Origin of the sequence: Apilactobacillus apisilvae (genome assembly GCF_023380225.1) — a bacterium.
Lineage (GTDB): Bacteria > Bacillota > Bacilli > Lactobacillales > Lactobacillaceae > Apilactobacillus > Apilactobacillus apisilvae.
In genome coordinates this window covers 306435-329875 of record NZ_CP093362.1, presented here as the reverse complement: position 1 = coordinate 329875, position 23441 = coordinate 306435, and the positions used below count along the sequence as shown (strand labels likewise).

The window sequence follows — 23441 nt, the reverse complement described above, 5'->3', positions numbered from 1 at the left end:
CTTAGTTAACATCAATCATATTTTAGTCTAAGACTCTAACGCCCTGAACAATAATATTTACTGCATTGGCAGAAATGCCAAGCATCGTTTCTAGATTATATTTTACTTTTGATTGAACATTTTTACATACTTCTGATATTTTAGTTCCAAAACTAACAATTATATTAACTTCAACAGAAATACCATTATCATCTTGAGTAATAACAACACCTCTTGAATAATTGTCTTTTTTCAAAATATCATTAACATTATCTCTAATTTGATTTTTGCTAGCCATTCCTACAACACCAAAGTTATCAGTGGCAGCACCACCAACTACTGTAGCAATGACATTATTATCAATATCAATCAATCCATATTTAGTCTTAATTTTTACGGCCATATTTACAGCCTCCTTAGAAGATAAATTTTCTAATATATTCGATATATAATATTACCACAAGTTTATAAAAAGCTAAAGGGTTGCTGGTATTAAAAGAGTTTAAACTGTCAAGTATAATTCCTTGAAAGAAAAACATTGCAAATTCACCATCAATATGCTAAATTATTAGAGTGAGATGTAATAAAAGCAACGCTTTTGAGAAATCATTTAAAAGGAGGAATTTACCAATGGCTAAAGATTTTATTAATGGTAAAAGAACTCATTATGGTAACAAACGTTCCCATGCTTTGAATTCTTCACGTCGTAGCTGGAAGCCAAATCTACAAAAAGTTCGTATCTTAGTAGATGGCAAACCTAAGAAGGTTTGGGTTAGTACCCGTACTCTAAAATCAGGTAAAGTTACCCGTGCCTAATTATATTCAGCTTGGCTTTTGGCCAGGCTTTTTTAATACAAAAAAACGATGTTTTAAATAAACATGATGTGAACCCTTAAATCGAAACAACTATTTATTTTCTAGGAGGTAAAGTTTCCGATATTCTTTCGGAGCTTTACCTCCTAGTTTTGTTTTAATTCTATAATTATTATAATATTTAATCCATTTTTTCATCGCTTTAATTAATGAAGACTTTGTTTCATAATGATTACTCATAATTTCTATTTTCATGATATGAAAGAATGATTCCATTTGTGCATTATCTAGACATGTCCCTTTACGGGACATGGATTGAAAGATGTGATTATTCTTTAATAATTTTTGCCATTTATTATTTTGATACTGAAAGCCTTGATCACTATGGACGGTGGTTCTATAGCTTAATTTTGGTAATTTTTTAATCAATTCTTTCATTGGCTTAATAGTAAAGTCGACATTTGGATGTTCGCTAATGGAAAAATTTAATATTTCATCAGAAAATAGATCCATAATTGGTGATAAATAAACCCTGTGATTTATATCTTGATTACCATATCTAAATTCACTGACGTCAGTTGTTAATTTTTGATAAGGACGATCAGTTTTAAATTTTCTATGAATCCTATTTTTGGCTATATGTCCAACTTGTCCAATATAAGAATTATATTTTCTTCTTTTTTTGTTATATTGATTGGTCGTTAAATTTAATGTTTTCATTATCCTTAATACTTTTTTATGATTAACAACTACGTTGTTATTTCTTAAAGCTAAGGTTAAACGGCGATACCCATAATTAGGATTAAAATGCTTTATTTTAGTGATCATCTTTTTTAAGTTATCATCTTTATCATCTTCTTTGAAATGTCGATAATAATAACTTCTACTTATACCGATACTTTTTAAAATGAATGATATAGAAAATCTTTTAAAGAAAGTAATCAATTTCTTTATGTGATCCATAGTAGATCCACATTCTTGTTTTATTTGTTCATAACGATAATTGATTAGATAATAATTAACTTTTTCTCTTAATGACTTGTTAGGTGATTTAATTTTAGTTTTATTTGATTTCATTTTTTTAGGGCCACGATTAGTGTATAATCCAGTTAGGCCTTTAGTCTCCAATCTTCGCTCCCAAGCAAAGATGGTACTTGGGGCTGATATGTTGAAGAAAAGTGCTGTTTCTGGATACGAACTGTGGTTAGTGTGCATCCAATGCAGCACTTTTCGTTTATAATATCCAGAATATACTTTGATTGGGTGCCTGACAATTAATCCTTTAATGCCGAAGGCATTATACATATGAATCCAATTTAAAATAGTTGTTCTGCTTTTAATATTATATTTTTTAGCAAGACTAGTAGAACCAATTCCTGCTGAAAAATATTCTTTAACTATTTTTTTCTTTAACTCAAAACTAAATTTTGTCATACAAAAACCCCTAAAGTGTTGTTTCACTTTAGGGGTTCACTTCAACATCGTTTTTTGTATTAATCCTTACTTTGAATAACACAAAGAATTCCACAATCAAATTTAAATTTAGCATAATTGCCAATAAATTCATTGCTTGAAAAAGATATGGGGCTAGGAACTTGATAATTATCTAACGTATATTTAGATTCACTTAAAGTTAATTTCATTGAATTTAATGGAATATAAGCTAGATATTTTTTATCAGATTCTTTTTTTATTTTATAACTACCAGGTAAATAGTAACTAATTGTATTCTGTGCATCAATAATTTTTATTTTATTAACAATATTATTGTATTCAGGGTCAGTTATCATCAAAAAATTTGATAGAAAATGATCTAATCGACCACCCGTAGCACCATAAATATTAATAACATCAGCATTTAATTCTTCATCAGCTATCTTCAAAGCTAACTGTGTGTCTGTATAATCTTTATGAGAATTAAAAGTTCTTAAATCACTAACTTTACTTTTTACCAATTCTAACTCATCATTACTAATCGAATCATAATCGCCTATCGCGATTGCTGGAGTAATGCCTAACTTAATTAATCTAAGGCTGCCTCTATCAACACCAATCCACTTACCATTAATATCACAATTTTTCAATGTATCAGGCCATAAGTTAGTTGGCCCACCTACTAACAAATTTACTATATTCATTTACTTAGTAGCATCCTTAATACTTTGAACCTTAGAAGCTGGATTTTCAGCATCAAATACATATGAACCTGCAACAGCCACAGTAGCACCCGCAGTATAAGCTTGTTTAACAGTTTCGTTATTTACTCCACCATCAATTTCAATATCAAAGTTATAACCTTCACTATTTTTTAAATCATTTAACTGTTGAATTTTTTTAACGGTTTCAGGTAAAAATTTTTGACCACCAAATCCAGGATTAACAGTCATAACTAAAACTTGATCAACCATATATAATACCGGTTTAATTGCATCTACTGGAGTTCCCGGATTGATAACAACTTCAGCTTTAACACCCTTATTTTTAATCATTTGAAGTGCACGGTGAATATGTGGAGTAGCTTCTACATGAACACCAATTAAATCGGCACCATTGTCAGCGAATTCATCTACATATCTTTCAGGATTCTTAACCATCATATGAACATCTAAAATTAGGTTAGAAATTTTCCTAATTTGTTTAACCCAACCAGGACCATATGAAATAGATGGAACAAAATCACCATCCATTACATCGATATGTAAATATTCAGCATCATTTTCAATCTTATTAATATCTCTTTCTAAATTTAAATAATCTGCACTTAGAATAGATGGAGCTACTTTAATCATAATCAATTCCTCATTTCTTTTTATTATAAACAGGTTTCTTATTCTTTAAAATATCATATAGTTGGAGATAACTTTTATAACGATTTTGTGAAATTTCATTTTTTTCTAAAAGTCTTTTTATTTCACATTTAGGTTCGTTAATATGAACACAACCTCTAAATTTACATTTGTTTGCATTACGCTTAAATTCTGGAAAATAGTTCCTTAAATCATCCGATTTAATATCAAAAGTATCATAAGATGAAAATCCTGGGGTATCTGCTACTAATCCATCATTAATTTTAATGAAATTGACTTTTCTAGTTGTATGTTTACCACGATTTAAAGCAGAAGATATTTCTCCAGTTACTAATTTTAACTCTGGATTAATTTTATTCAATAATGTTGATTTACCAGCACCTGTTTGTCCCATAATAACTGTTTCTTTATTAACAAATAAATCGCTCAACTCATTTAAAGACTTATTATCTTTATCAGCCATAATCACAGTATAACCAATATTTTTATAAGTCTTTTTAACCTCATTAAAATACTGAATTTGTTCAGTGGATAATAAGTCTAATTTAGTAAAATAAATAATTGGAGTAATTTTACTAATTTCTAAAGCTACTAATTGACGATCTAATAAATTATTAGAAAATTCAGGTTGAGTCGCAGCAGTAACTACAACTGCTTGATCAATATTAGCAATTGGTGGCCTTACTAATGCATTTTTTCGATCAAAAACTTTTAGTAAATATCCTTCATCTTGAGAACTGGACTCAAATTCTACATCATCTCCAACGATTGGAGTAATTCTTTTTTTACGAAAATTACCTCGCGCACGAGTTCTATAAATTTTGCCATCACTTATAACGTCATAAAATCCACTAAGTGACTGAAATATTTTACCTTTTGACAACAAATCACCTTCAATCATTTCATAATAAGTTCACCGTCTCGGTAAACCTCATATCTAATCTTTTCATTAGTTTTCAAATTATAAGGTATATTAATTTTAGTATCCTTATTAATAAACATTGTCTCATATAATGAGAGACCTTTACCATTGATATTTGAATAAATAACAATTTTATTCCCACGTTCATCGTTAGTATCTTTATAAGGAACAGTTAAAGATAAATTAAAACTATGATTTAAATTATCATTACCCATACTACCCTTGGAAATCCAAAGTTCAATATTATATCCACCTTGAATTTTTAATCCAGCACTAGGATTTTGCTGATATACGATGCCATTTGGTTGATCTTTGGTGTTTTCATAATGATAATTGGCCTTAAGATGATTTTTATTAATATAATTTTTCACTGCATTTTCATCCATACCAACTAAATTGGCCATATCAAATGGTTTTCCATATTTTGATACAACTAGATTTAAAGTGGATTTTTTAGGATTGACTTTAGTATTAGGCAAAATGTTTTGGTTCAAGATGTGATTAGGCATAAAATAATTATTATAATTATATATCTTATTAACTTTAAAACCCATTTTGATTAGTGAATTATAGACTTTATTATAATCCTTACCGACATAATTATTCATTTTAATATTACTTTCGCCGTCGCTTACAATTAATTTAATTCCAGAATGATTTAATAAACGTGTATTAGCTTTAGGGATAGTTTCGATAACATGATTATGAGGTAATTTATAATCATGTCGATAAATTACCTTGGTTGATAATAAACGTGACTTCCTAATTTTTTGTTCAGCCGTTTTTAAATTATTATTATACACATTAGGTACTTGAACTTTAGAAAAGAAAATAAAATGCATCAGTAAGATAATCAAAATTATAAAAAATAGCAATCCTAACATTACAAGAACCAACTTTTTTGTTTTATTATTATTAACATCATAATTATAATCTTTATTTAAATCTAAGATTTTTGTTTTATCATCATCAAAATCATTACTACTATTAACTTTAAAAAATAGTTTTGCCTCATTTTTTCTTTCAGGCAATAAAGAACTTTCCAAGTCATCCTTCATTTGTATAACGCTGTCATAACGATCATCAGGATTTTTAGCTGTTGATTTTAATACCACATTTTCTAAAGATTGTGGAACTATATTATTACTTCTTATTATAGATGGGACATTACTGTTAGAATGTTTCATTGCAATGTTAACTGGTGAATCACCACTAAAAGGTACACTGCCAACTAATAATTCATATAAAATAATACCTAAAGAATAAATATCTGACTTTTTAGTTATTGCTTTTCCTAAGATTTGTTCAGGTGAAATATAATGAATTGAACCCACAATTGAATTTGTTTTAGTTAATGGCAATAAATTATCCATTAATGCAATACCAAAATCCGTTATTTTAACATTTTTATCCTTTGTTATTAAAATATTTTGTGGTTTTAAGTCACGATGAATAATCCCATTCTTATGAGCTTCATTAACTGCTGATAGGACTTGTGACATTATATAAATTACAGTTTTTAAATCAATGGGATAATTTTTTTGAATATATTTTTTCAAATCATTTCCAGGTACATATTCCATAACCAAATATTTATTATCTTTGTAATCACCAACATCATATACCTTAACAATGTGACTATCATTTAATTTATTTATTGCTATTTTTTCATATTTAAAATGACGTTGGGCTTTTTTACTATTTTTAAAATCTAATCGGATTAACTTAATCGTAACTAATCGATTTAATTTATTATCATGAGATAGATAAACATTAACCATCCCACCTTCGCCAATTTTGTTGATAATCTTATAACGGTTATTTATTACCATACCGTTTTTCATTGACTATCACTTCCCAACGAATTTTTAACAATAATAACCGAAATATTATCTTTTCCACCGTTGTGATTAGCAAGATTAATTAAATTTTGAGCAACTTTTTCAACTGGTAAGTTTCTTTTTAACTCATCAGCAATATCTACATTATCAACCATATTTGTAAGTCCGTCACTACATAATAGAATTATATCATTATCCATTAATTTAAATTTAGTAATGGCTGCATCTGCATCTGCAGAAACACCTAAACCTTTTATAATAATATTTTTTAAAGGTGACATATCAGCATCTTCTCGAGATAATTCACCCTTTTGAACTAGTGCGTTAACGTAAGAATGATCTTCAGTGATTTGACGCATTTTATTACTATGAATCAAGTAGCATCGACTATCACCTAAATGCGTAACTAAATACTGGTTACCAAAGAAAACAGCAACTACAATTGTTGTTCCCATTTTCTCAAGTTCTTTTTTTGTTTCGGAAGTCTGTAAAATTTTATCATTAACAATTTTTAATTGCTTTAAAAGCCAATTTTCAATTTCATGAATAGAAATAATATTAAATTCTTTAAATTTTTCTCCTAAAATGTCAACAGCCATTTTAGAAGCAACTTCGCCACCTCGATTACCACCAATTCCATCAGCTAGAATTGTAATAAATGCACCTTGTTGATTATAAAAGACCCCAACATAGTCTTCATTATTTATCCTAACTCTACCAATTGATGATTTTGAAGCTATTTTCATAAAAATTCTCCACTATTTTTTAATCAAATTACATACAAAGAAGCCATCTGAATCATAATCATCTGGATAAATTTGTAAGTACTTACTACTATTATTTAAATTAAGACTTGTTTTTGTTGGGACTAATTCAAAATTATCATTTTGTTGTATAAATTTATTTACAACATCAACATTTTCTTGATTAAGAATTGTACAAGTACTATATACTAACTTACCACCTTTTTTTAATTTAGACGCCACAGAATTCAAAATATCTAGTTGGATATCAGATAAATGTTCAACATCCGAAAGTTTTTTTTCATAGCGAATTTCTGGTTTTCTTCTAATTAAACCAATTCCTGAGCAAGGAGCATCAACTAAAATTTGATCAAATTGTTCGTCACTAAATAGTATATCTAAGTTACGAGCGTCACATGCTTCGGTATTTAATACATCACTAACGTGTAATCTTTTAGCATTTTTTTCAACTTGGGCAAGACGCTTTTCATGTAAATCTAATGCAAAGACATGTCCATCTTTTCTAATATCTAGTTGTTCAGCAATCTGAGTAGTTTTTCCACCAGGAGCAGAACAAGCATCTAAAATTTTGTCACTAGGAACGATATTCATGGATTCTACTGGCAACATAGCACTTTCATCTTGAATCGTCATATAACCATCTTTAAACAAATCACTATAACTGGCAGATTTATTAGACAAAATTAGACCAGAATTAACCAATTTACTAGACTGAACATTATAACCTTCATCTTCAAGCTGTTCAGATAATGTCTGTTTATCAGTTAATCGAGAATTGAATCTAACTGATTGCTTAGATGAATGATTAATACTTTTCAGAATAGAAATTGTCTTGGATTCACCTACTTGATTATTCAATTGCTCAATAATCCAAGGAGCAACACTATATTCAATTGAAAGTTTTTCTAAATAGTCCGTTATATTATCGAATGTAGGAAGACCATTTCTTTTAATTTGATGTAATGTTCCAGTCACCATTCTTCTAATCCCATCATGACCCATTTTTTTGGCGATTTTAATAGTTTCATTAAAAATAGCACGTTCGGGAATTTTATCTAAATAGTACATTTGATAAATGGCAGTATAAAGTAATTCTTTTACCCATACATCAACTTTATTAGGCTTTTTTAAAAAGGCTTTTAAATAGTATTCTAAAGTTAAACGATGCTGGATAACACCATAAACAATGTTTGTAAGTAAACTAATATCTCGACTATCTAATTCACTATGATCAATTACTTGGTTCAATTGCAAGTTAGAATAAGATCCATTAGAAATTTTGTTTAATGTTTTAACTGCTAATAGTCTGGGATTATCTTTACTCATTAGTTATTACCTGTTCCTTTTCCTTAATATTTTGGCCAGCACCATTTATATAAGAACTAATATTTTGTTTAGGTTTGCCAGCTGGTTGTAATTCTAAAATTGAAATAACAGTTCCATTTCCACAAGCAATTAATAAATGCTTTTTATTTTTAGTCACTACTTCACCCGGATTTAGGTCTGTTTTTTGTTCTAAGGGTTTAGTTACCCAAACTTTTGTCCTTTTACCATTCAAAATGGTATAAGCGCTAGGATCAGGACGCAATGCTCGAACTTTACAATCAATTAAAAATGCGGATTGAGAAAAATCAAGTTTTTCTTCTGAACGTTTAATGGTTGGTGAAAAAACAACTTTGCTTTCGTCTTGAGTTAATGGCTTAACACTTCCATCAATAACTTTAGGCAAAGTTTTTAATAATAATTGACTACCTAGTTTACTTAATTTTTCAAATATAGAAGCTGTATCATCATCTGATTCAATATTTATGGCAGATTGTGATAAAACATCCCCAGCATCCATTTTTTTAACCATATACATAATTGATACACCAGTTTGCTTATCACCATTCATAATTGAATATTGAACTGGAGCTCCACCACGATATTTAGGTAGTAAAGATCCATGAACGTTTACCGCTGCAAACTTAGCTGAATCTAATAATTTTGTAGGCAAAAACTGGCCAAATGCTGCTGTGATAATAAAGTCAGGCTTCATATCAATAATTTCAGTCATTTCTTTACTACCACTAATTTTTTCTGGTTGTAAAACTGGAATATCTAAATCTTTAGCCAATTCTTTTACTGGTGAAGCTTTTAACATTCTTTTACGACCAAATGGACGATCAGGTTGAGTTACAACGGCCATCACATTATATTCATCAGAATTAAATAAATCTTTTAATATTGGAACTGCAAAAGATGGTGTTCCCATAAAAACAATATTTTTCATTTTAAATCTACTTCCTTACATAAAGTTTAAAGGATCCGGATCAATATTCACATAAAGTCCCTTTTGTGCATCCTTTTGGTAATGTTGCAAGATATATTCTAAACAAGCATGTAAATTAGGTTCATTTTTATACTTTAGAATAATTTGATAATAATATTTATTTTTTATTCGTAAAATTGAACTAGGTGATGGTCCTAGCATAATCGTTTGATTGCTTAATTTTGCCTTTAAGATTTTAGAAATTTCAAACATTTTAGAAGCAGCTTTAGATTCATTAACGTCACTAGAAGTAATTTTAACTGTAAAATAATAAGGCGGATAGTTAGTTATATGCCTCAAATGCATCTCTGTACGATAAAACTGTTCATAATCCTGATTCTTGGACAATTGAATTGCATAATTATCTGGATTGAAAGTTTGAATATACACCAATCCATTTTTTTCAGCACGACCCGCACGACCGCTAACTTGAGTTAATAATTCAAAAGTTTTTTCACTTGAACGAAAATCTGGTAAGTCTAAAGAAGTATCAGCATTTAATACTCCAACCAAAGTAACATTAGGAAAATCTAAACCTTTTGCAATCATTTGTGTCCCCAATAAAATATCCGCCTTACCTTGACCAAATTTTTGTAACAAACGCTCATGAGCACCCTTTTTTCTAGTTGTATCAACATCCATTCTAATAATTCTTGAATTAGGAACTAATTTTTGTAACTTTGATTGTACTTTTTGAGTTCCTGTCCCATAATATCTAATTTTATTGTCGTTACAATTAGGACATTTATAAGGTATTTGCTCTTCATGTCCACAATAATGACATTTCATAGTTTTAGTATCCATATGAAGTGTTAAAGAAATATCACAGTTAGGACATTTTAAAACAAATCCACAAGTTCGGCACATAATAAATGATGAATAGCCTCTTCGATTAAGCATTAAAACAATTTGTTCACCCTTACTAATACGATTATTAATTGCATTTAATAGCTCATCAGAAAAATCTTCATCACCATTATTAATAAGTTCATTTTTCATATCAATAATATTAACTTTAGGTAACGATTTATTATTAATTCGATGTGGTAATTTAATTAAATCATAAAGTCCCTTGGTTGCACGAGCCCTAGATTCCAATGAAGGTGTAGCACTGCCCAAAACAACCGGACATTTATGATATTTGGCACGCCATTTAGCAACATCTCTTGTATGATATCTAGGGGTTTCATCCTGCTTATAACTAGAATCATGTTCTTCATCCATAATAATGATGCCAATATCATTTAAAGGTGCGAAAATTGCTGAACGAGCACCAACTACTACATCAGCTTCACCTCGTTCAATTCTTCGCCATTCATCATATCTTTCACCATTAGATAGGCCACTATGTAGCATTGCAACACGATCACCAAAGCGGCCTTTTACACGACGAGACATTTGAGGTGTTAAAGAAATTTCAGGAACTAGCATCAAAGCAGTTTTATTCATTGATAACGCTTTTTGAATTGCCTGAAGATAAACTTCTGTTTTACCAGATCCTGTAACACCTTCTAATAAAAATACTTTATCTAAACTATTAATAATGGGATCGTTAATTTTATTAACTGCAGATTGTTGCTCATTATTTAATTTCAGTGGATAGTTTCGTTCAACTTTTTGTTTGTATGGATTTCTATATTCTTCAATTTGAGTTTGAATTAACCATTTCTTTTTAATAGCTGTTTTGATTGTAGATTCAGAAATATTATATTTATTACATAAATATCTTTGAGCAATAATTTCTTGAGGATTATCTTTTATATAGGTAAGTAATTTTTGCTGATTAACGGCATTTTTTCGCACATCTTTAAATATTGTTTCAACATCAGAAGGCTTTATGATTGGTTGTATCCCTAATATTTTTTTAGCATGTGCTTTATTTTTAACATTGTATTTGATTTCAATCTTATTGTTTCTTTTTAATTTAATAATATTTTTTAAAATATCATTTTCCAATTCTTCCGGATTAAAATCAATTATTTTAGATTTGTAAAATAATTTTTTAACATCTTCGTTATCAATACTAGAATCCAGCAGTTTTAATTGTTTTTGATATTTTGCATGCATCACACCGGGTAACATCGTCAAAATACAACTTATTTGAAAAGAAAATGTTTTATTAGCCATCCACTTAGACATTGAAAGCAGTTCACTATTTAAAACCGGACTCAAATCCATTACACTTTCAATATCTTTTAATTGTCCATCAAATGTACCAGCATAATCAATATCCCAAACAATTCCTTGAATTTTTCGGCTACCATTACCGAAAGGTACAATTACACGCATCCCTCGTTGTAATTGATCAGACAAAAATTCTGGAATTCGATAAGTATACGGTTCATTAGTTTGCATTGTTGGAACATCAACAATTATTTTAGCTAAATTCAATATATCTCTTCCCTATTTATTAATTCGATTGCTAACAATATTAATTAATTGATTAGCAATATTTTTTTTACTATCAACATCTGTTTCATCGATAACGCCGTTAGAATCTATAAATGATACTTTATTATTATCACTACTAAAGCCAGTTTCTGCATGACTTACATCATTTGCAACTAAAAGATCTAGATTCTTATTTTTTAATTTTACTTTAGCGTTTTGAACTAAATTTTGAGTTTCTGCGGCAAAACCAACAACAAATTGGTTGTTTTTAACTTTAGCCACTTCCTTTAGAATATCATGAGTCTTTACTAAATCTAAAACTAATTTATCAGATGATTTCTTTATTTTCTGTTTGTTATATTGAGAAGGCTTATAGTCAGAGACAGCAGCTGCCATAATTAGTACATCAGCATTATTTAAATTATTTTTAACTACTGCTTCCATTTCAGCAGAGGTTTTAACTTTAATAACGTTTGCTTTTTGGTTAGGAATTAACTTAGATGGCGCCGTAACTAAAGTAACATTGGCACCAGCATCAATTGCCGCATCAACGATTGCATACCCCATTTTACCAGATGAATTATTACTTATATACCTTACAGGATCAATTGGTTCTCTAGTACCACCAGCTGTAATCAAAATGTTTTTATTAAATAGTGAATCTGAATCTTTTAATTGATCATATAATTTATCAACTATGACTTCCGGCTCAATCATTCGCCCCTTTCCCGAATATCCCTCAGCTAAATAACCTTTAGTAGGTGAAAAAATATTGATTCCATCATTGTTTAAAGTTTGTAAATTTCTTTGAGTAGCTGGATTATGCCACATATGGTCATTCATAGCAGGAACGACAAATTTTTTTCCATCTGTGGCTAATAAAGTAGTTGTAACAGCGTCATCAGCAATTCCGTTTGCCATTTTAGAAATTAAGTTTGCGGTTGCTGGTGCAACAACTGAAATATCAGACCACTTAGCAATATCGATATGAGTAATTTCTTTTTCATTAGGTTCATCATTTATATCAGTAAAAACTAAATTTTTAGTTAAAGTTTGAAAAGCCAATGGTGTTACAAACATTTGGGCACCTCTAGTCATTATGACACGTACATTAGCGCCTTTTTTTATCAAATCTCTTGCCAACGTTAAAGATTTATAACAAGCAATACTTCCAGAAACATACAATGCAACATTCAAATTATTAAACATATGAGCACCCCAGTCTTTTATTATTATTGTATCAAAATAATTACGAATCAAAAAAATAAAAACCTTTGCTATATATCGCAAAGGTTTAAACAATTATTTTTCAGTTCTTGTAAGTTTAACAGTGCCAGCAGCAATTTCTTCAAAAGCTTTTCCAACAGGCTTTCTTGATTTATAACTATCTAATAATAATGGAGAACCTGATTCAATCTCATGGGCTCTTCTACTAGCTAACATAATTAGTGAGTATCTTGAATCAACTCTTTCAAGTAACTTATCTACAGATGGATATAATAACATTAAGCTTCGTCTCCTAACGATGATAAATAATCAGGCATAACACGATTTACTTTTAAACGTTCACTGTTAACAATGGTTTTAATTCTATCGACGGCATTGTCAACCTTATCATTTAAAACAGCATAATCATAATTACGCATCATTTTAATTTCTAATACTGCTTTTTTAATTCGCTTATTGATGACATCCATATCATCGGTTCCACGACCAATTAAGCGATTTTTTAGTACTACTAAATCAGGTGGTGTAAGAAAAACAAAAATTGCTTCTGGACAATTAGCTCTGACTTGCATAGCACCATTAACTTCAATTTCTAAAAAGACGTCATGACCTGCATCTAAAGTATCATTAACATATTTTAATGGTGTTCCATAATAATTGTCAACATACTTAGCATATTCTAAGACTTCCCCATTTTTAATGTGTTCTTCAAATTGCTCTTTAGAAACAAAAAAATAGTCTTTACCGTTCACTTCACCTTCACGAGGCTTTCTGGTAGTCATTGAAATGGAATATTTAAAATCTACATCTGGCTCGTTAAATAATGCCTTTCTGACAGTCCCTTTACCTACACCAGAAGGACCAGAAAGAACAATTAGCATTCCTCGTTTTGCCATTATAAAACCCCTTAAAATAAATATTAGTATTCCTATTATGGGCTATTTTAATAAATTTTTCAAATTTATTTTTTCTCTTCATTAGCTAAGTTCAATAGTTCGTTGGCGTGTTCTAATGTTAATTTGGTAACCGTTGAGCCAGATAACATACGAGCCAATTCATCGACACGATTCTTTTTATTTAACTTTAAAACTTTAGTAGTAGTACGTTCATTATTCACTGATTTTTTAATGAAGTAATGGTGATCTGCCATAGCAGCAACTTGTGGTAAATGCGTAATACATAATACCTGTGAATCTTTAGCAATTGAAGATATTTTATCAGCAATTGCCTGAGCAACTCGCCCTGAAACACCAGTATCAACTTCATCAAAAACAATTGAAGTAATACCTTGTAGATTTGCAAAGACTGTTTTTAAGGCTAACAATATTCTGGATAATTCACCACCAGATGCTATCTTACTTAGTGGCAATAGACTCTCTCCTGGATTAGTACGCATATAAAATTCAACATGCTCATTTCCATATTGATTAAAGGAACCATTAGGCAATTTACTAAAATTCACACTAAATTCTGTTTTAGACATGTAAAGATCACTTAATTGTTTGTGAACTTCATTTTCTAAACCAATAGCTGTCTTATGTCTCAAGTTACTTATTTTTTTAGCTAGATTGTCTAGCTTTTTATAAGCGTTATTGTATTGCTGATTTAAATCTTCACCAGTCTCTTTATCAGATTGCATAGAGTCCAATTCATTTTTGACATCATCATAATGTTTAAGAACTTGTTTAATAGAATCACCATACTTACGTTTTAATCCGTAAATTATATTTAGACGTTCTTCTATTTCTTCTAACTTATTTTCATCAGACTCTTGAAGATCAACTTGATCAGATATATTATCAGATGAATCTTGCAGTAGGTAAAAAGCATTTTTAATATTATCAGAAATTTCATTAAATTTAGGATCGACATCTTCAATTGATTGCATCGAATTCATAGCTTGACCAATCATATCAATTGGACTAATTGTTTCATCTCCATTAATTGCATTAAAAGAAAAGTTTAATGCATCAACAATTTTCTGATAATTTTGCAAATGATCCCTTTCTTTTGCCAATTCTTCTTCTTCATTTAATTGCAAATTGGCGTTACCAATTTCATATTCTTGAAATTTCAGCATATCAATTCTTTGAGACCATTCTTTTTCATTATTTCTTTTTTCTTTAATGAGTTTTTCTAAATTATTATATTGTTCATAACAATTATAGTAATCTTTTAGTAAAGAATGAATATCATCAAAACCAAATTCATCAAGTAATTGAACATGCTTTTCTGGTTGCATTAAATTTTGACTATCATTTTGTCCTTGAATATCAACAACGGTTAACCCAATTTTTTTAAGTGTAGTAGTATTCACTAAAATCCCATTAACTCGACAAATATTTTTACCGTTACGATAAATTTCTCTTTGTAAAATAACACTGCCATCAGAATGATCAATTCCCAATTCATCCAAAATGTTATAAGTTGGACTATCATTTGGAAAAATAAATAATCCTTGAACTAACAATTTATTACTGCCATTACGAATGAACTTTTGCGAACCACGACCACCAGCTAACAAACCAACAGCATCAATAATAATTGATTTACCAGCACCAGTCTCTCCAGTAAGAACCGTCATGCCAGAGGAAAAATCTATCTCCAATTTATCAATGATTGCCAAATTACTTATAGATAAATTTTCTAGCAATTAAAGAACTTCCTTTCAAACATAGAATTATTTTAAATTATCAGAATTTTTAATGGTTTGATCAATCGATACCTTCGGATTAATTGATGGATTGTCATCTGATCTCAAATGTAATAAGAATTCGATATTCCCTTCGCCACCCTTAATTGGTGAATAATCTAAACCATCAACAGAGTATCCTGCATCAATAGAAAAATTAATTATGTCATCTAAAACATCTGCATGAACGTTATGATCCTTGATAATACCATGCTTTCCAATTTTATCTCGTCCTGCTTCAAATTGTGGCTTTACAAGTGCCACAACCTCACCACCTAATTGTAAGATGTTTTTCAATGGTGGCAAAATTAAATGCAACGATATAAATGAAACATCGATTGAAGAAAATTCTGGTTGACCATAATTAAAATCAGATAACTGACTATATCTGAAATTTGTATGTTCCATTACTTTAACCCTAGGATCTTCTCTAAGCTTCCATACTAATTGATTGCTTCCCACATCTAGTGCATAACTTAATTTAGCACCGTTTTGTAGCATAACATCAGTAAACCCACCAGTAGATGAGCCAATATCTAAAACTGTTTTATCTTTAACATCGATGTTGAATACTTTTAAAGCTTTTTCTAATTTTAAGCCACCACGACTAACATATGGCATGGGTTTCCCCTTTAAATGAAGTTTGGTTTCTTCAGAAATTTTAGTTCCTGGCTTATCTATTCTTTCTTCATTTTTTCCTAGAATTTCACCAGCCATTACAGCACGTTTAGCCTTTTCACGAGTATCAAATAGTCCTTGTTGAACCAAAAGTACATCTACTCTTTGCTTTTTCATTCTTAAATACTCCTATTTACTGATTTTAAAGTACGTAAGAAATGACTCCAATAAATCAGTATTAATTTCATACTTTTTATTTATAATTTTTAATATTTCACGACTATGATTTAAAACATTAGCTAGCTCTTTATATGAATTAGCTAGTCCAATTAAGTTGGGATAGGTGTTTTTAATACTGTCTTGATGAACTGGTTTACCTAAACTGTCGGATGTTGATACTACATCTAAAATATCATCGTAAATTTGAAACGCTAGACCATAATCATCAGCATAATTAGATAAAAGCTTTTGTAAACTTTCATCAGCATCAGCCATTATAGAACCTGCAACAACAGCATAGTTAATTAGCGCACCTGTTTTACCACGATGCAATTTTTTTAAAGATGATAAGTCTAATTTAGTATTTTCAAATTCGATGTCAGAAGATTGACCAGCAACCATTCCACTAGGGCCACTAGCTTTAGATAATAAAAAGACTAATTTTGCTTTTTTATTATCAGGTAAATCATTGTCAGTAATCCATTGAAATGATAACGACAACAAACCATCACCTGCTAAAGTCGCTATTCCAGAACCAAACTTAATATGATTAGTAGGAATTCCTCTACGCAAATCATCATTATCCATCGCTGGTAAATCATCATGAATTAAAGAATATGTATGCAAAAGTTCAAGTGCACAAGCAGCTCTTAAACTATCATTACTAATTTCTTTGCCCAATGTTTGCATAGTTGCCAAAGTTAATAGTGGCCTTAAACGTTTGCCACCAGCCATCAAAGAATATTTCATGGATTCGTATAAAGTTTCTTGATCAACATCTTTTTTTAAATTATTTTTTAAATAATTATTGATTTTTTTTAAATATTCATTTTCAAAATCACCCAATAGTTGATTTAACATTATTTTGTATCACTTTCTGATTTTTCAAACGATACTTCTTTATCATCATTAGTCATTTCTTTAGCAAGTGTATTTTCTGCATTTTTAAGCGTGGATTCTAAATCTTTGGTTAATTTAACCCCATCTTGAAATTCTGATAAAGCTTTTTCTAAAGGGATATCTCCTTGTTCCAATTCATTTACAATACTCTCTAATTTTTGCATATTATCTTCGAAAGTTTCTTTTTCGGCCATTGTTTTACTTCCTTTCTATGTTGTTAATAGTTGCCTGAGCAGATCCATCAATTAAGTTTAGATTAATTTGACTATTTTCACTCAAATCATCAACACTTTTGATTACGTTGTCATTTTCATCGGTTGTGTAACTAAATCCTCTTGACATTGTTTTTAATGGGCTTAGATGATCTAAAGAATCCGCAATATTTTTGATCTTGTTTTTTTTTGAACTAACAACTAATCTAATATTTCTTTCCAATTGTTGTTGCTTTATATTTAAAATTTTAAGATTAGCATCAATTCTTTGTTTAGGAGAATTAATCTGTAATTTATTAGATAGTTGATTTAAGTTTTTATCAAATCTTTGTAAATTAGTTTTCATGTTAATAATTAATTTTTCACGTAACCCATCTAAATTTTGTAGATAAGAATCATACAAACGATCAGGTTGTTTAAAAATATAAGAGTTTTTTGCTTTATTTAAACGTTGATTCATAATATTTATATTATTTTTAAAAGCATTAAAAATTCTTAATTGTGCTTGTTGCAATTCAGCTAAAACATCAGTTAAAACAGGAACAGATAATTCAGCAGCAGCAGTTGGGGTAGCAGCCCTAACATCTGCAACTAAATCGGCAATCGTTGTATCAGTTTCATGGCCTACGGAAGAAATCACTGGAATTTCACTATCAAAGATAGCTCTAGCAACATTTTCTTCATTAAATGGCCATAAATCTTCAATTGATCCACCACCACGACCAATTATTAAAGTATCGAAATTTCCCATCTCATTAACTCGAGCGATTTGATGAGTAATATCATTAGCTGCTTCATCCCCCTGTACAACCGCTGGAAATAAAACAATTTGTGCTATTGGATATCGTCTTCTAGTTGTCGTTATAATATCTCTAATAACTGCTCCACTGGCAGAGGTCACAACGGCAATTCTTTTAGGAAATTTAGTTAATTGTTGTTTAGGAGCTGAAAATAGCCCCTCTTTAGATAACTTATTTTTTAATTGTTCATATGCTTGATAAAGTGCACCTACACCATCAGGTTCCATATGATCAATATATATTTGATAGTTACCGGTCTTTTCATATAAAGAAATTCTTCCGGTAACTAAAACTTTCATCCCTTCTTCAGGAGTAAATTTAACTTTATTAAAGGATGATTTAAACATAATTGCACTAATCTTAGCGTTATCATCTTTTAAACTAAAATATTGATGCACAGGTCTCAATCTAAAATTAGATATTTCACCGGTTAAATAAACTTTACCTAAGTAAGGATCGCGATCAAACTTTTTTTTGATATAACTAGTTAAATCGCTAACTGATAAGTAATCATTACTCATTATGTTTTTCACTCCATTTTGTAAGTTCAACGGTTTGACTCATTAAAGTGCTAATTGTCATCGGACCAACACCACCAGGAACTGGCGTAATGTAACCGGCTACTTGAGATACATCATCGTAATCGACGTCCCCAACTAATTTTCCATCTTCATTTAAATTCTGACCAACATCAATTACAGTAGCACCTGATTTGACATCTTTTTTAGTAACCGTATGTAATTCACCAGTAGCTGAAACTATAATATCGGCATCTTTAGTATAATCATTTACGTTAGCATAATGATTAATAACACTAACTTCAGCACCAGCATTAATTAATAATGCTGCCATTGGTCTGCCAACAATAGTACTTCTACCAATCACAACTGCTTTTTTGCCCAATAATTCAATATTATATTCTTCAAGCATTTTCATAATACCTTTAGGCGTACAAGCAACTGGATAATTTTCGTTTTCATTTAAAAATAATTTTCCAGAATTAATGGTTTGAAAACCATCGACATCTTTTTGGGGATTGATATGTCCCATTACAAATTTTTCATTAATATGTTTTGGTAGTGGTGATTGAATTAAAATTGCATTAATTGAATCATTATGATTATATTCATCTAATACTGATAATAATTCTTTTTCAGTTGTTTCTTCAGGCAATGCTTTTACTATTGATTTAATACCAAGTTGTTCAGCTTTCTTGTGTTTACTTCTTACATATCGCTTACTAGCTTGATCTTCACCTACAATAATAACTGCTAAACAAGGAACAATAGATTTACTATTCATAATTGTAACTTCTTCTTTTGTACTTTCATTTAACTTTTTTGCTAATAATCTTCCATCAATAACAGTTGCCATAATAGAAACACCCCAATTATTTTTTATCCTTATTTTAGCACATTAAAATAAAATTATGCATTAAAAAAATAGATTTGCATCAAAGCAAATCTATTTTTAAATTTATAAAATAGCATTAGATAGAACACCATTAACAAATTTACGTGAATGATCATCACTATATTTCTTAGTTAACTCTAAAGCTTCATTAATTGCTACCTTAGATGGAATATCATCTACATAAAAGATTTCAAAGAAAGCCATTCTAAGAATTGCTAGATCAGTTTTAGCAATCCTATCAATTGACCAACCTGAAATAAGATATTCACTAATTTTAGTATCTAATTCTTCTCTTTTTTCTAAAACACCATTAACTAATTCCAAATAATAAGATGGAATATCATCTTCTGTTTCTGAAATGGCATGAAAAAAAAGCTCTTTATCTGTAGTATCATTTGCATTAATTGCAAACAATGTTTGAAATGCAAACTCTCTTATTTTATGTCTCGTAAAATTCACTATTGTTCACCCTTATTATCACTATCGTCGTCATCAAACAAATTATTTGAATCAAATGCATTGTCCGCTTTTTCAGGAACAATTCCCTCTACATGAACATTAACTTCACCTAAATTTAGTTCTGTCATGAATAAGAGTTGTTGTTTTACTTGTTCTTGGATATTTAAAGCCACTTTAGGCACGGAAACACCATAGTTTAAGTAAACATAAACATCGACAATTAATTTATCGTTATCAAAATTTAATTTAATTCCCTTGCCAAATTCTTTTCTACCAAAAAGTTCGTTAACCCCATTAGCTAAAGAACCACGCATCCGATTAACGCCCTTAACTTGAACAGCAGAAATACTAGAAATTATTTCTAATACTCGTGGAGAAATTTGCATTTCACCAGCTTGTGAACTTGATGATTTCAAAGCAATATTGTTACTATCTGCCATAAGGATTACCCCCAATCGAGCAATTAAAATCTTAATTAATTAAATTATTAAGCTCTTGAAATATAACTACCTTCAGTAGTATTAATTAATAGTTTGTCACCAGCATTAACAAAGAAAGGAACTTGAACAATTAATCCAGTTGTCATAGTAGCAGGTTTACTACCACCTGATGCAGTATTCCCCTTAATGCCAGGTTCAGTTTCTTCAACTTCTAAAGTAACAGTCTTAGGAACTTCGATACCAATTACTTCATTTTCATATTGAACAATGTTTACTTCCATGTTTTCTTGCAAGTAATTTAAAGCATCTTTTATTTTTTCACCAGGAACAGTTAATTGGTCGTATGTTTCCATATCCATGAATACATAACCAGAACCATCTTCGTATAAATATTGCATAGTTTTAGAATCAATTTGTGCTTGTTCCATTTTGGCACCTGAACGGAAAGTCTTATCTTGAACCGCTCCAGTTCTTAAGTTCTTTAACTTAGAACGAACAAAAGCACCACCCTTACCAGGCTTTACATGTTGAAAGTTAACAATACGCCAAATTGCATTATCAACCTTAATTGTTAATCCAGTTTTAAACTGAGCTGTTGAAATTGTTGCCATAATTAAATAATCCTCCTAATATTAACTATTAAATATAGTTCATTATATTGCTTAATATTTATTATAACATTTTTTTTTATAATAAAAAAAGCCTGATAATCAGGCTTTTTATACATCATTTACTTAATTATTTAGAAACTGCTTCAGATACAGGGTAAACTGAAACTTGACGATTCTTACGGCCCATACGTTCAAAACGTACAACACCATCTGATAAAGCAAATAAAGTATCATCATTAGCACGCTTAACATTTTTACCAGGGTAAATATGTGTACCACGTTGGCGATAGATGATTGAACCAGTTGTAACAGTTGATCCATCAGCAGCCTTAGTACCTAGACGACGACCTGCTGAATCACGACCGTTAGCAGTTGAACCTCCCCCTTTATGGTGAGAGAAGAATTGTAGATTCATTTTTAACATAGGATTACACCTCCGTACAATTTAATCGTTTATTATATCTAATTTAATATATTTTGCATAATTTTTAGAAACATCTGATATACCATTTTCAAAACTACTTAAAATAGCTTGAGCAGCTATATCAGTATCATGATTTTTAGCTTCAGGAATAGTTACCTGCATAAAACCACCATCAGAATTATTACTTTTAACTTTAGACTCTAAGTGCGCTACACTATCTAATCCATTTACAGTAGAAATAGACAGTACAGAAACAGCAGCACAAACTATATCCTTACCATATTCTCCTGAATCAGCATGACCAGTTAATTTAAAAGATGTTATATGATCATTTAAATTATTATGATAAATATTAACCTTAATCATTATAGCCTCTTTACTATGCCTTGATTGAGTCGATAGTAACCTTAGTATATGGTTGTCTATGACCCTTCTTTGAACGGGCACCCTTCTTAGGTTTGTAACGAAGAATAGTAATCTTCTTGCCACGGCCGTGTTTTTCAACAGTACCTTCAACTGAAGCACCGTCTACTAAAGGAGTACCAACCTTAGCTGAGTCACCACCAACAAAAACAACTTGGTCAAAGTTAACCTTGTCACCTTCGTTTGCGTTTAACTTTTCAACATAGATTGAGTCACCTTCAGCAACTTTATATTGCTTACCGCCTGTTACGATAATTGCGTACATAATGTGCACCTCCTTGAAATAATATGCTTAGACTCGCCGAAGATAAGCGTTCATCAAATGAAACTTAATACTTACTACGTGCGGTTGTAGCTGTGAAGTCCACAAATACAACAGTGTAAGTATACACATATTAAGGTATTTAGTCAACAAAAAAGTAGATTACAATTTGTAATCTACTTTTTATAAATGTCACAGAAGAGATTCGAACTCTTGACCTACGGTTTAGAAGACCGTTGCTCTATCCAGCTGAGCTACTGCGACATCAAATAACCAACAAAAATAATTATATTAAAAATAGTATTCTATGTCAACAGTTTTTAAATATTTTTATTAATTCTTTTAACTTCTTCAATAACATCATTAATTTTAAGATTTAAGTCAACAATTCCAAACTTATTAAATATTTTCCAAGCGTATAAAAAGTCTTTCTCATTATGACTGGATAAACTGTTAAAAAGCATTTTTTTAATAACAATGTATACATTACTAAAATCACTATCAGATTTATTACTAAAAATACGATTTTGTTCGTCATTTGATATATGAATTAAATGATTCCAATTTTTTAAATTAGCTACTAACAAAAACAAATTCATACTTTTAGAAAAGTCTTCCAAAATATTCTTTTTATAATCGTCTGGACTAACATCTAGTTTAGTAAAATTTAAAATGCTAAATCTTTTAGAATCACTTGCTAATTTAGATAAACTAATATCTAAATTAATATAAGCTTTTTTAAGTCTATTATTTGGATTAACTGGTAAATTACTTTTTTGTTCTTCAATTCTAAATTTAGAAATAGAATTTTTTAAAAGTTCATCAAAATCAAACAAAATATCACTCCTTAAGGATAATATCGATTTTATCATGAGCAATATAATTTTCAAACAAAAAAGAGATTATAATTTTA

At 29.8% G+C, this 23441-nt stretch carries 27 protein-coding genes, 1 tRNA gene and 1 other annotated feature; of the genes, 1 reads left to right on the top strand and 27 read right to left on the bottom strand.

From position 1 onward, the window contains the following. Nucleotides 1-22: 22 nt before the first annotated feature. Nucleotides 23-382 carry an Asp23/Gls24 family envelope stress response protein gene (locus tag MOO46_RS01715; RefSeq protein ID WP_249511308.1) on the bottom strand — a complete coding sequence of 120 codons (360 nt, stop codon included), beginning with the start codon at nucleotides 380-382 and terminating at the stop codon, nucleotides 23-25. A gap of 227 nt (nucleotides 383-609) precedes the next feature. Here MOO46_RS01715 and rpmB point away from each other — a divergent pair, with 227 nt between their 5' ends. Then, complete coding sequence (rpmB, locus tag MOO46_RS01710; protein ID WP_054657116.1) at nucleotides 610-795, top strand: 50S ribosomal protein L28; 186 nt, start codon at nucleotides 610-612, stop codon at nucleotides 793-795. A gap of 90 nt (nucleotides 796-885) precedes the next feature. Here the strand turns inward: rpmB and MOO46_RS01705 are convergent, their stop codons facing one another. From MOO46_RS01705 to MOO46_RS01580, 26 genes are all read right to left on the bottom strand, one after another. Next, entirely contained in the window at nucleotides 886-2226 is a 1341-nt protein-coding gene (locus MOO46_RS01705) for an IS3 family transposase (RefSeq protein WP_249510559.1), read from the bottom strand. A 59-nt stretch (nucleotides 2227-2285) separates the two neighbouring features. After that, complete coding sequence (locus MOO46_RS01700) at nucleotides 2286-2930, bottom strand: thiamine diphosphokinase (protein ID WP_249511307.1); 645 nt, start codon at nucleotides 2928-2930, stop codon at nucleotides 2286-2288. Beyond that, nucleotides 2931-3581 (bottom strand): ribulose-phosphate 3-epimerase, encoded by a 651-nt coding sequence (gene rpe, locus MOO46_RS01695; RefSeq protein ID WP_249511306.1) that lies wholly within the window; start codon nucleotides 3579-3581, stop codon nucleotides 2931-2933. A gap of 10 nt (nucleotides 3582-3591) precedes the next feature. After that, complete coding sequence (rsgA, locus tag MOO46_RS01690; RefSeq protein ID WP_249511305.1) at nucleotides 3592-4482, bottom strand: ribosome small subunit-dependent GTPase A; 891 nt, start codon at nucleotides 4480-4482, stop codon at nucleotides 3592-3594. A 14-nt stretch (nucleotides 4483-4496) separates the two neighbouring features. Then, nucleotides 4497-6365, bottom strand: a complete 1869-nt coding sequence (gene pknB / locus MOO46_RS01685) for a Stk1 family PASTA domain-containing Ser/Thr kinase (RefSeq protein ID WP_249511304.1) — start codon at nucleotides 6363-6365, stop codon at nucleotides 4497-4499. Further along, entirely contained in the window at nucleotides 6362-7108 is a 747-nt protein-coding gene (locus tag MOO46_RS01680) for a Stp1/IreP family PP2C-type Ser/Thr phosphatase (protein WP_249511303.1), read from the bottom strand. The genes pknB and MOO46_RS01680 overlap by 4 nt, the downstream gene beginning before the upstream one ends. A 12-nt stretch (nucleotides 7109-7120) precedes the next feature. Next, nucleotides 7121-8452, bottom strand: coding sequence for a 16S rRNA (cytosine(967)-C(5))-methyltransferase RsmB (rsmB, locus tag MOO46_RS01675; protein ID WP_249511302.1), 1332 nt, complete (start codon nucleotides 8450-8452; stop codon nucleotides 7121-7123). Continuing rightward, entirely contained in the window at nucleotides 8445-9398 is a 954-nt protein-coding gene (gene fmt, locus MOO46_RS01670; protein WP_249511301.1) for a methionyl-tRNA formyltransferase, read from the bottom strand. Before fmt ends, rsmB begins: the two co-directional genes overlap by 8 nt. 15 nt (nucleotides 9399-9413) lie before the next feature. Then, nucleotides 9414-11831: a primosomal protein N' gene (priA, locus tag MOO46_RS01665; protein WP_249511668.1), complete on the bottom strand. Its 2418-nt coding sequence runs from the start codon at nucleotides 11829-11831 to the stop codon at nucleotides 9414-9416. 9 nt (nucleotides 11832-11840) lie between these two features. Continuing rightward, a complete protein-coding gene (gene coaBC, locus MOO46_RS01660) occupies nucleotides 11841-13037 on the bottom strand; it encodes a bifunctional phosphopantothenoylcysteine decarboxylase/phosphopantothenate--cysteine ligase CoaBC (protein ID WP_249511300.1) in 1197 nt (398 codons plus the stop codon). 93 nt (nucleotides 13038-13130) lie between these two features. Further along, a complete protein-coding gene (gene rpoZ, locus MOO46_RS01655) occupies nucleotides 13131-13334 on the bottom strand; it encodes a DNA-directed RNA polymerase subunit omega (RefSeq protein ID WP_249511299.1) in 204 nt (67 codons plus the stop codon). Continuing rightward, on the bottom strand, nucleotides 13334-13951 hold the full coding sequence (gene gmk, locus MOO46_RS01650) for a guanylate kinase (protein WP_249511298.1): 618 nt from the start codon (nucleotides 13949-13951) through the stop codon (nucleotides 13334-13336). Before gmk ends, rpoZ begins: the two co-directional genes overlap by 1 nt. Nucleotides 13952-14016: 65 nt before the next feature. Next, the gene (gene recN / locus MOO46_RS01645; RefSeq protein WP_249511297.1) at nucleotides 14017-15708 is read right to left on the bottom strand and encodes a DNA repair protein RecN; all 1692 of its coding nucleotides are present in this window, start codon (nucleotides 15706-15708) and stop codon (nucleotides 14017-14019) included. Nucleotides 15709-15735: 27 nt separating this feature from the next. Continuing rightward, a complete protein-coding gene (locus MOO46_RS01640) occupies nucleotides 15736-16542 on the bottom strand; it encodes a TlyA family RNA methyltransferase (RefSeq protein WP_249511296.1) in 807 nt (268 codons plus the stop codon). A gap of 12 nt (nucleotides 16543-16554) precedes the next feature. Beyond that, the gene (locus MOO46_RS01635; RefSeq protein WP_249511295.1) at nucleotides 16555-17445 is read right to left on the bottom strand and encodes a polyprenyl synthetase family protein; all 891 of its coding nucleotides are present in this window, start codon (nucleotides 17443-17445) and stop codon (nucleotides 16555-16557) included. Further along, entirely contained in the window at nucleotides 17445-17678 is a 234-nt protein-coding gene (locus tag MOO46_RS01630) for an exodeoxyribonuclease VII small subunit (protein ID WP_249511294.1), read from the bottom strand. The genes MOO46_RS01635 and MOO46_RS01630 overlap by 1 nt, the downstream gene beginning before the upstream one ends. Before the next feature lie 4 nt (nucleotides 17679-17682). After that, on the bottom strand, nucleotides 17683-19017 hold the full coding sequence (xseA, locus tag MOO46_RS01625) for an exodeoxyribonuclease VII large subunit (protein WP_249511293.1): 1335 nt from the start codon (nucleotides 19015-19017) through the stop codon (nucleotides 17683-17685). Next, complete coding sequence (locus MOO46_RS01620; RefSeq protein ID WP_249511292.1) at nucleotides 19010-19870, bottom strand: bifunctional 5,10-methylenetetrahydrofolate dehydrogenase/5,10-methenyltetrahydrofolate cyclohydrolase; 861 nt, start codon at nucleotides 19868-19870, stop codon at nucleotides 19010-19012. Before MOO46_RS01620 ends, xseA begins: the two co-directional genes overlap by 8 nt. Nucleotides 19871-19972: 102 nt before the next feature. Beyond that, nucleotides 19973-20368: a transcription antitermination factor NusB gene (gene nusB, locus MOO46_RS01615; RefSeq protein ID WP_249511291.1), complete on the bottom strand. Its 396-nt coding sequence runs from the start codon at nucleotides 20366-20368 to the stop codon at nucleotides 19973-19975. Then, nucleotides 20368-20808, bottom strand: coding sequence for an Asp23/Gls24 family envelope stress response protein (locus tag MOO46_RS01610; RefSeq protein ID WP_249511290.1), 441 nt, complete (start codon nucleotides 20806-20808; stop codon nucleotides 20368-20370). Before MOO46_RS01610 ends, nusB begins: the two co-directional genes overlap by 1 nt. A 47-nt stretch (nucleotides 20809-20855) precedes the next feature. After that, nucleotides 20856-21419: an elongation factor P gene (gene efp, locus MOO46_RS01605; protein ID WP_249511289.1), complete on the bottom strand. Its 564-nt coding sequence runs from the start codon at nucleotides 21417-21419 to the stop codon at nucleotides 20856-20858. A gap of 127 nt (nucleotides 21420-21546) precedes the next feature. Beyond that, entirely contained in the window at nucleotides 21547-21843 is a 297-nt protein-coding gene (gene rpmA, locus MOO46_RS01600; RefSeq protein WP_249511288.1) for a 50S ribosomal protein L27, read from the bottom strand. Between the two features lie 21 nt (nucleotides 21844-21864). Continuing rightward, nucleotides 21865-22209 carry a ribosomal-processing cysteine protease Prp gene (locus tag MOO46_RS01595; RefSeq protein ID WP_249511287.1) on the bottom strand — a complete coding sequence of 115 codons (345 nt, stop codon included), beginning with the start codon at nucleotides 22207-22209 and terminating at the stop codon, nucleotides 21865-21867. Nucleotides 22210-22222: 13 nt separating this feature from the next. After that, the gene (rplU, locus tag MOO46_RS01590; protein WP_249511286.1) at nucleotides 22223-22531 is read right to left on the bottom strand and encodes a 50S ribosomal protein L21; all 309 of its coding nucleotides are present in this window, start codon (nucleotides 22529-22531) and stop codon (nucleotides 22223-22225) included. Between the two features lie 19 nt (nucleotides 22532-22550). Next, nucleotides 22551-22627, bottom strand: a sequence feature (ribosomal protein L21 leader region). A 91-nt stretch (nucleotides 22628-22718) separates the two neighbouring features. Continuing rightward, a tRNA-Arg gene (locus tag MOO46_RS01585) sits at nucleotides 22719-22792 on the bottom strand. A gap of 56 nt (nucleotides 22793-22848) precedes the next feature. After that, nucleotides 22849-23364, bottom strand: coding sequence for a hypothetical protein (locus tag MOO46_RS01580; RefSeq protein ID WP_249511285.1), 516 nt, complete (start codon nucleotides 23362-23364; stop codon nucleotides 22849-22851). Nucleotides 23365-23441 lie beyond the last annotated feature (77 nt).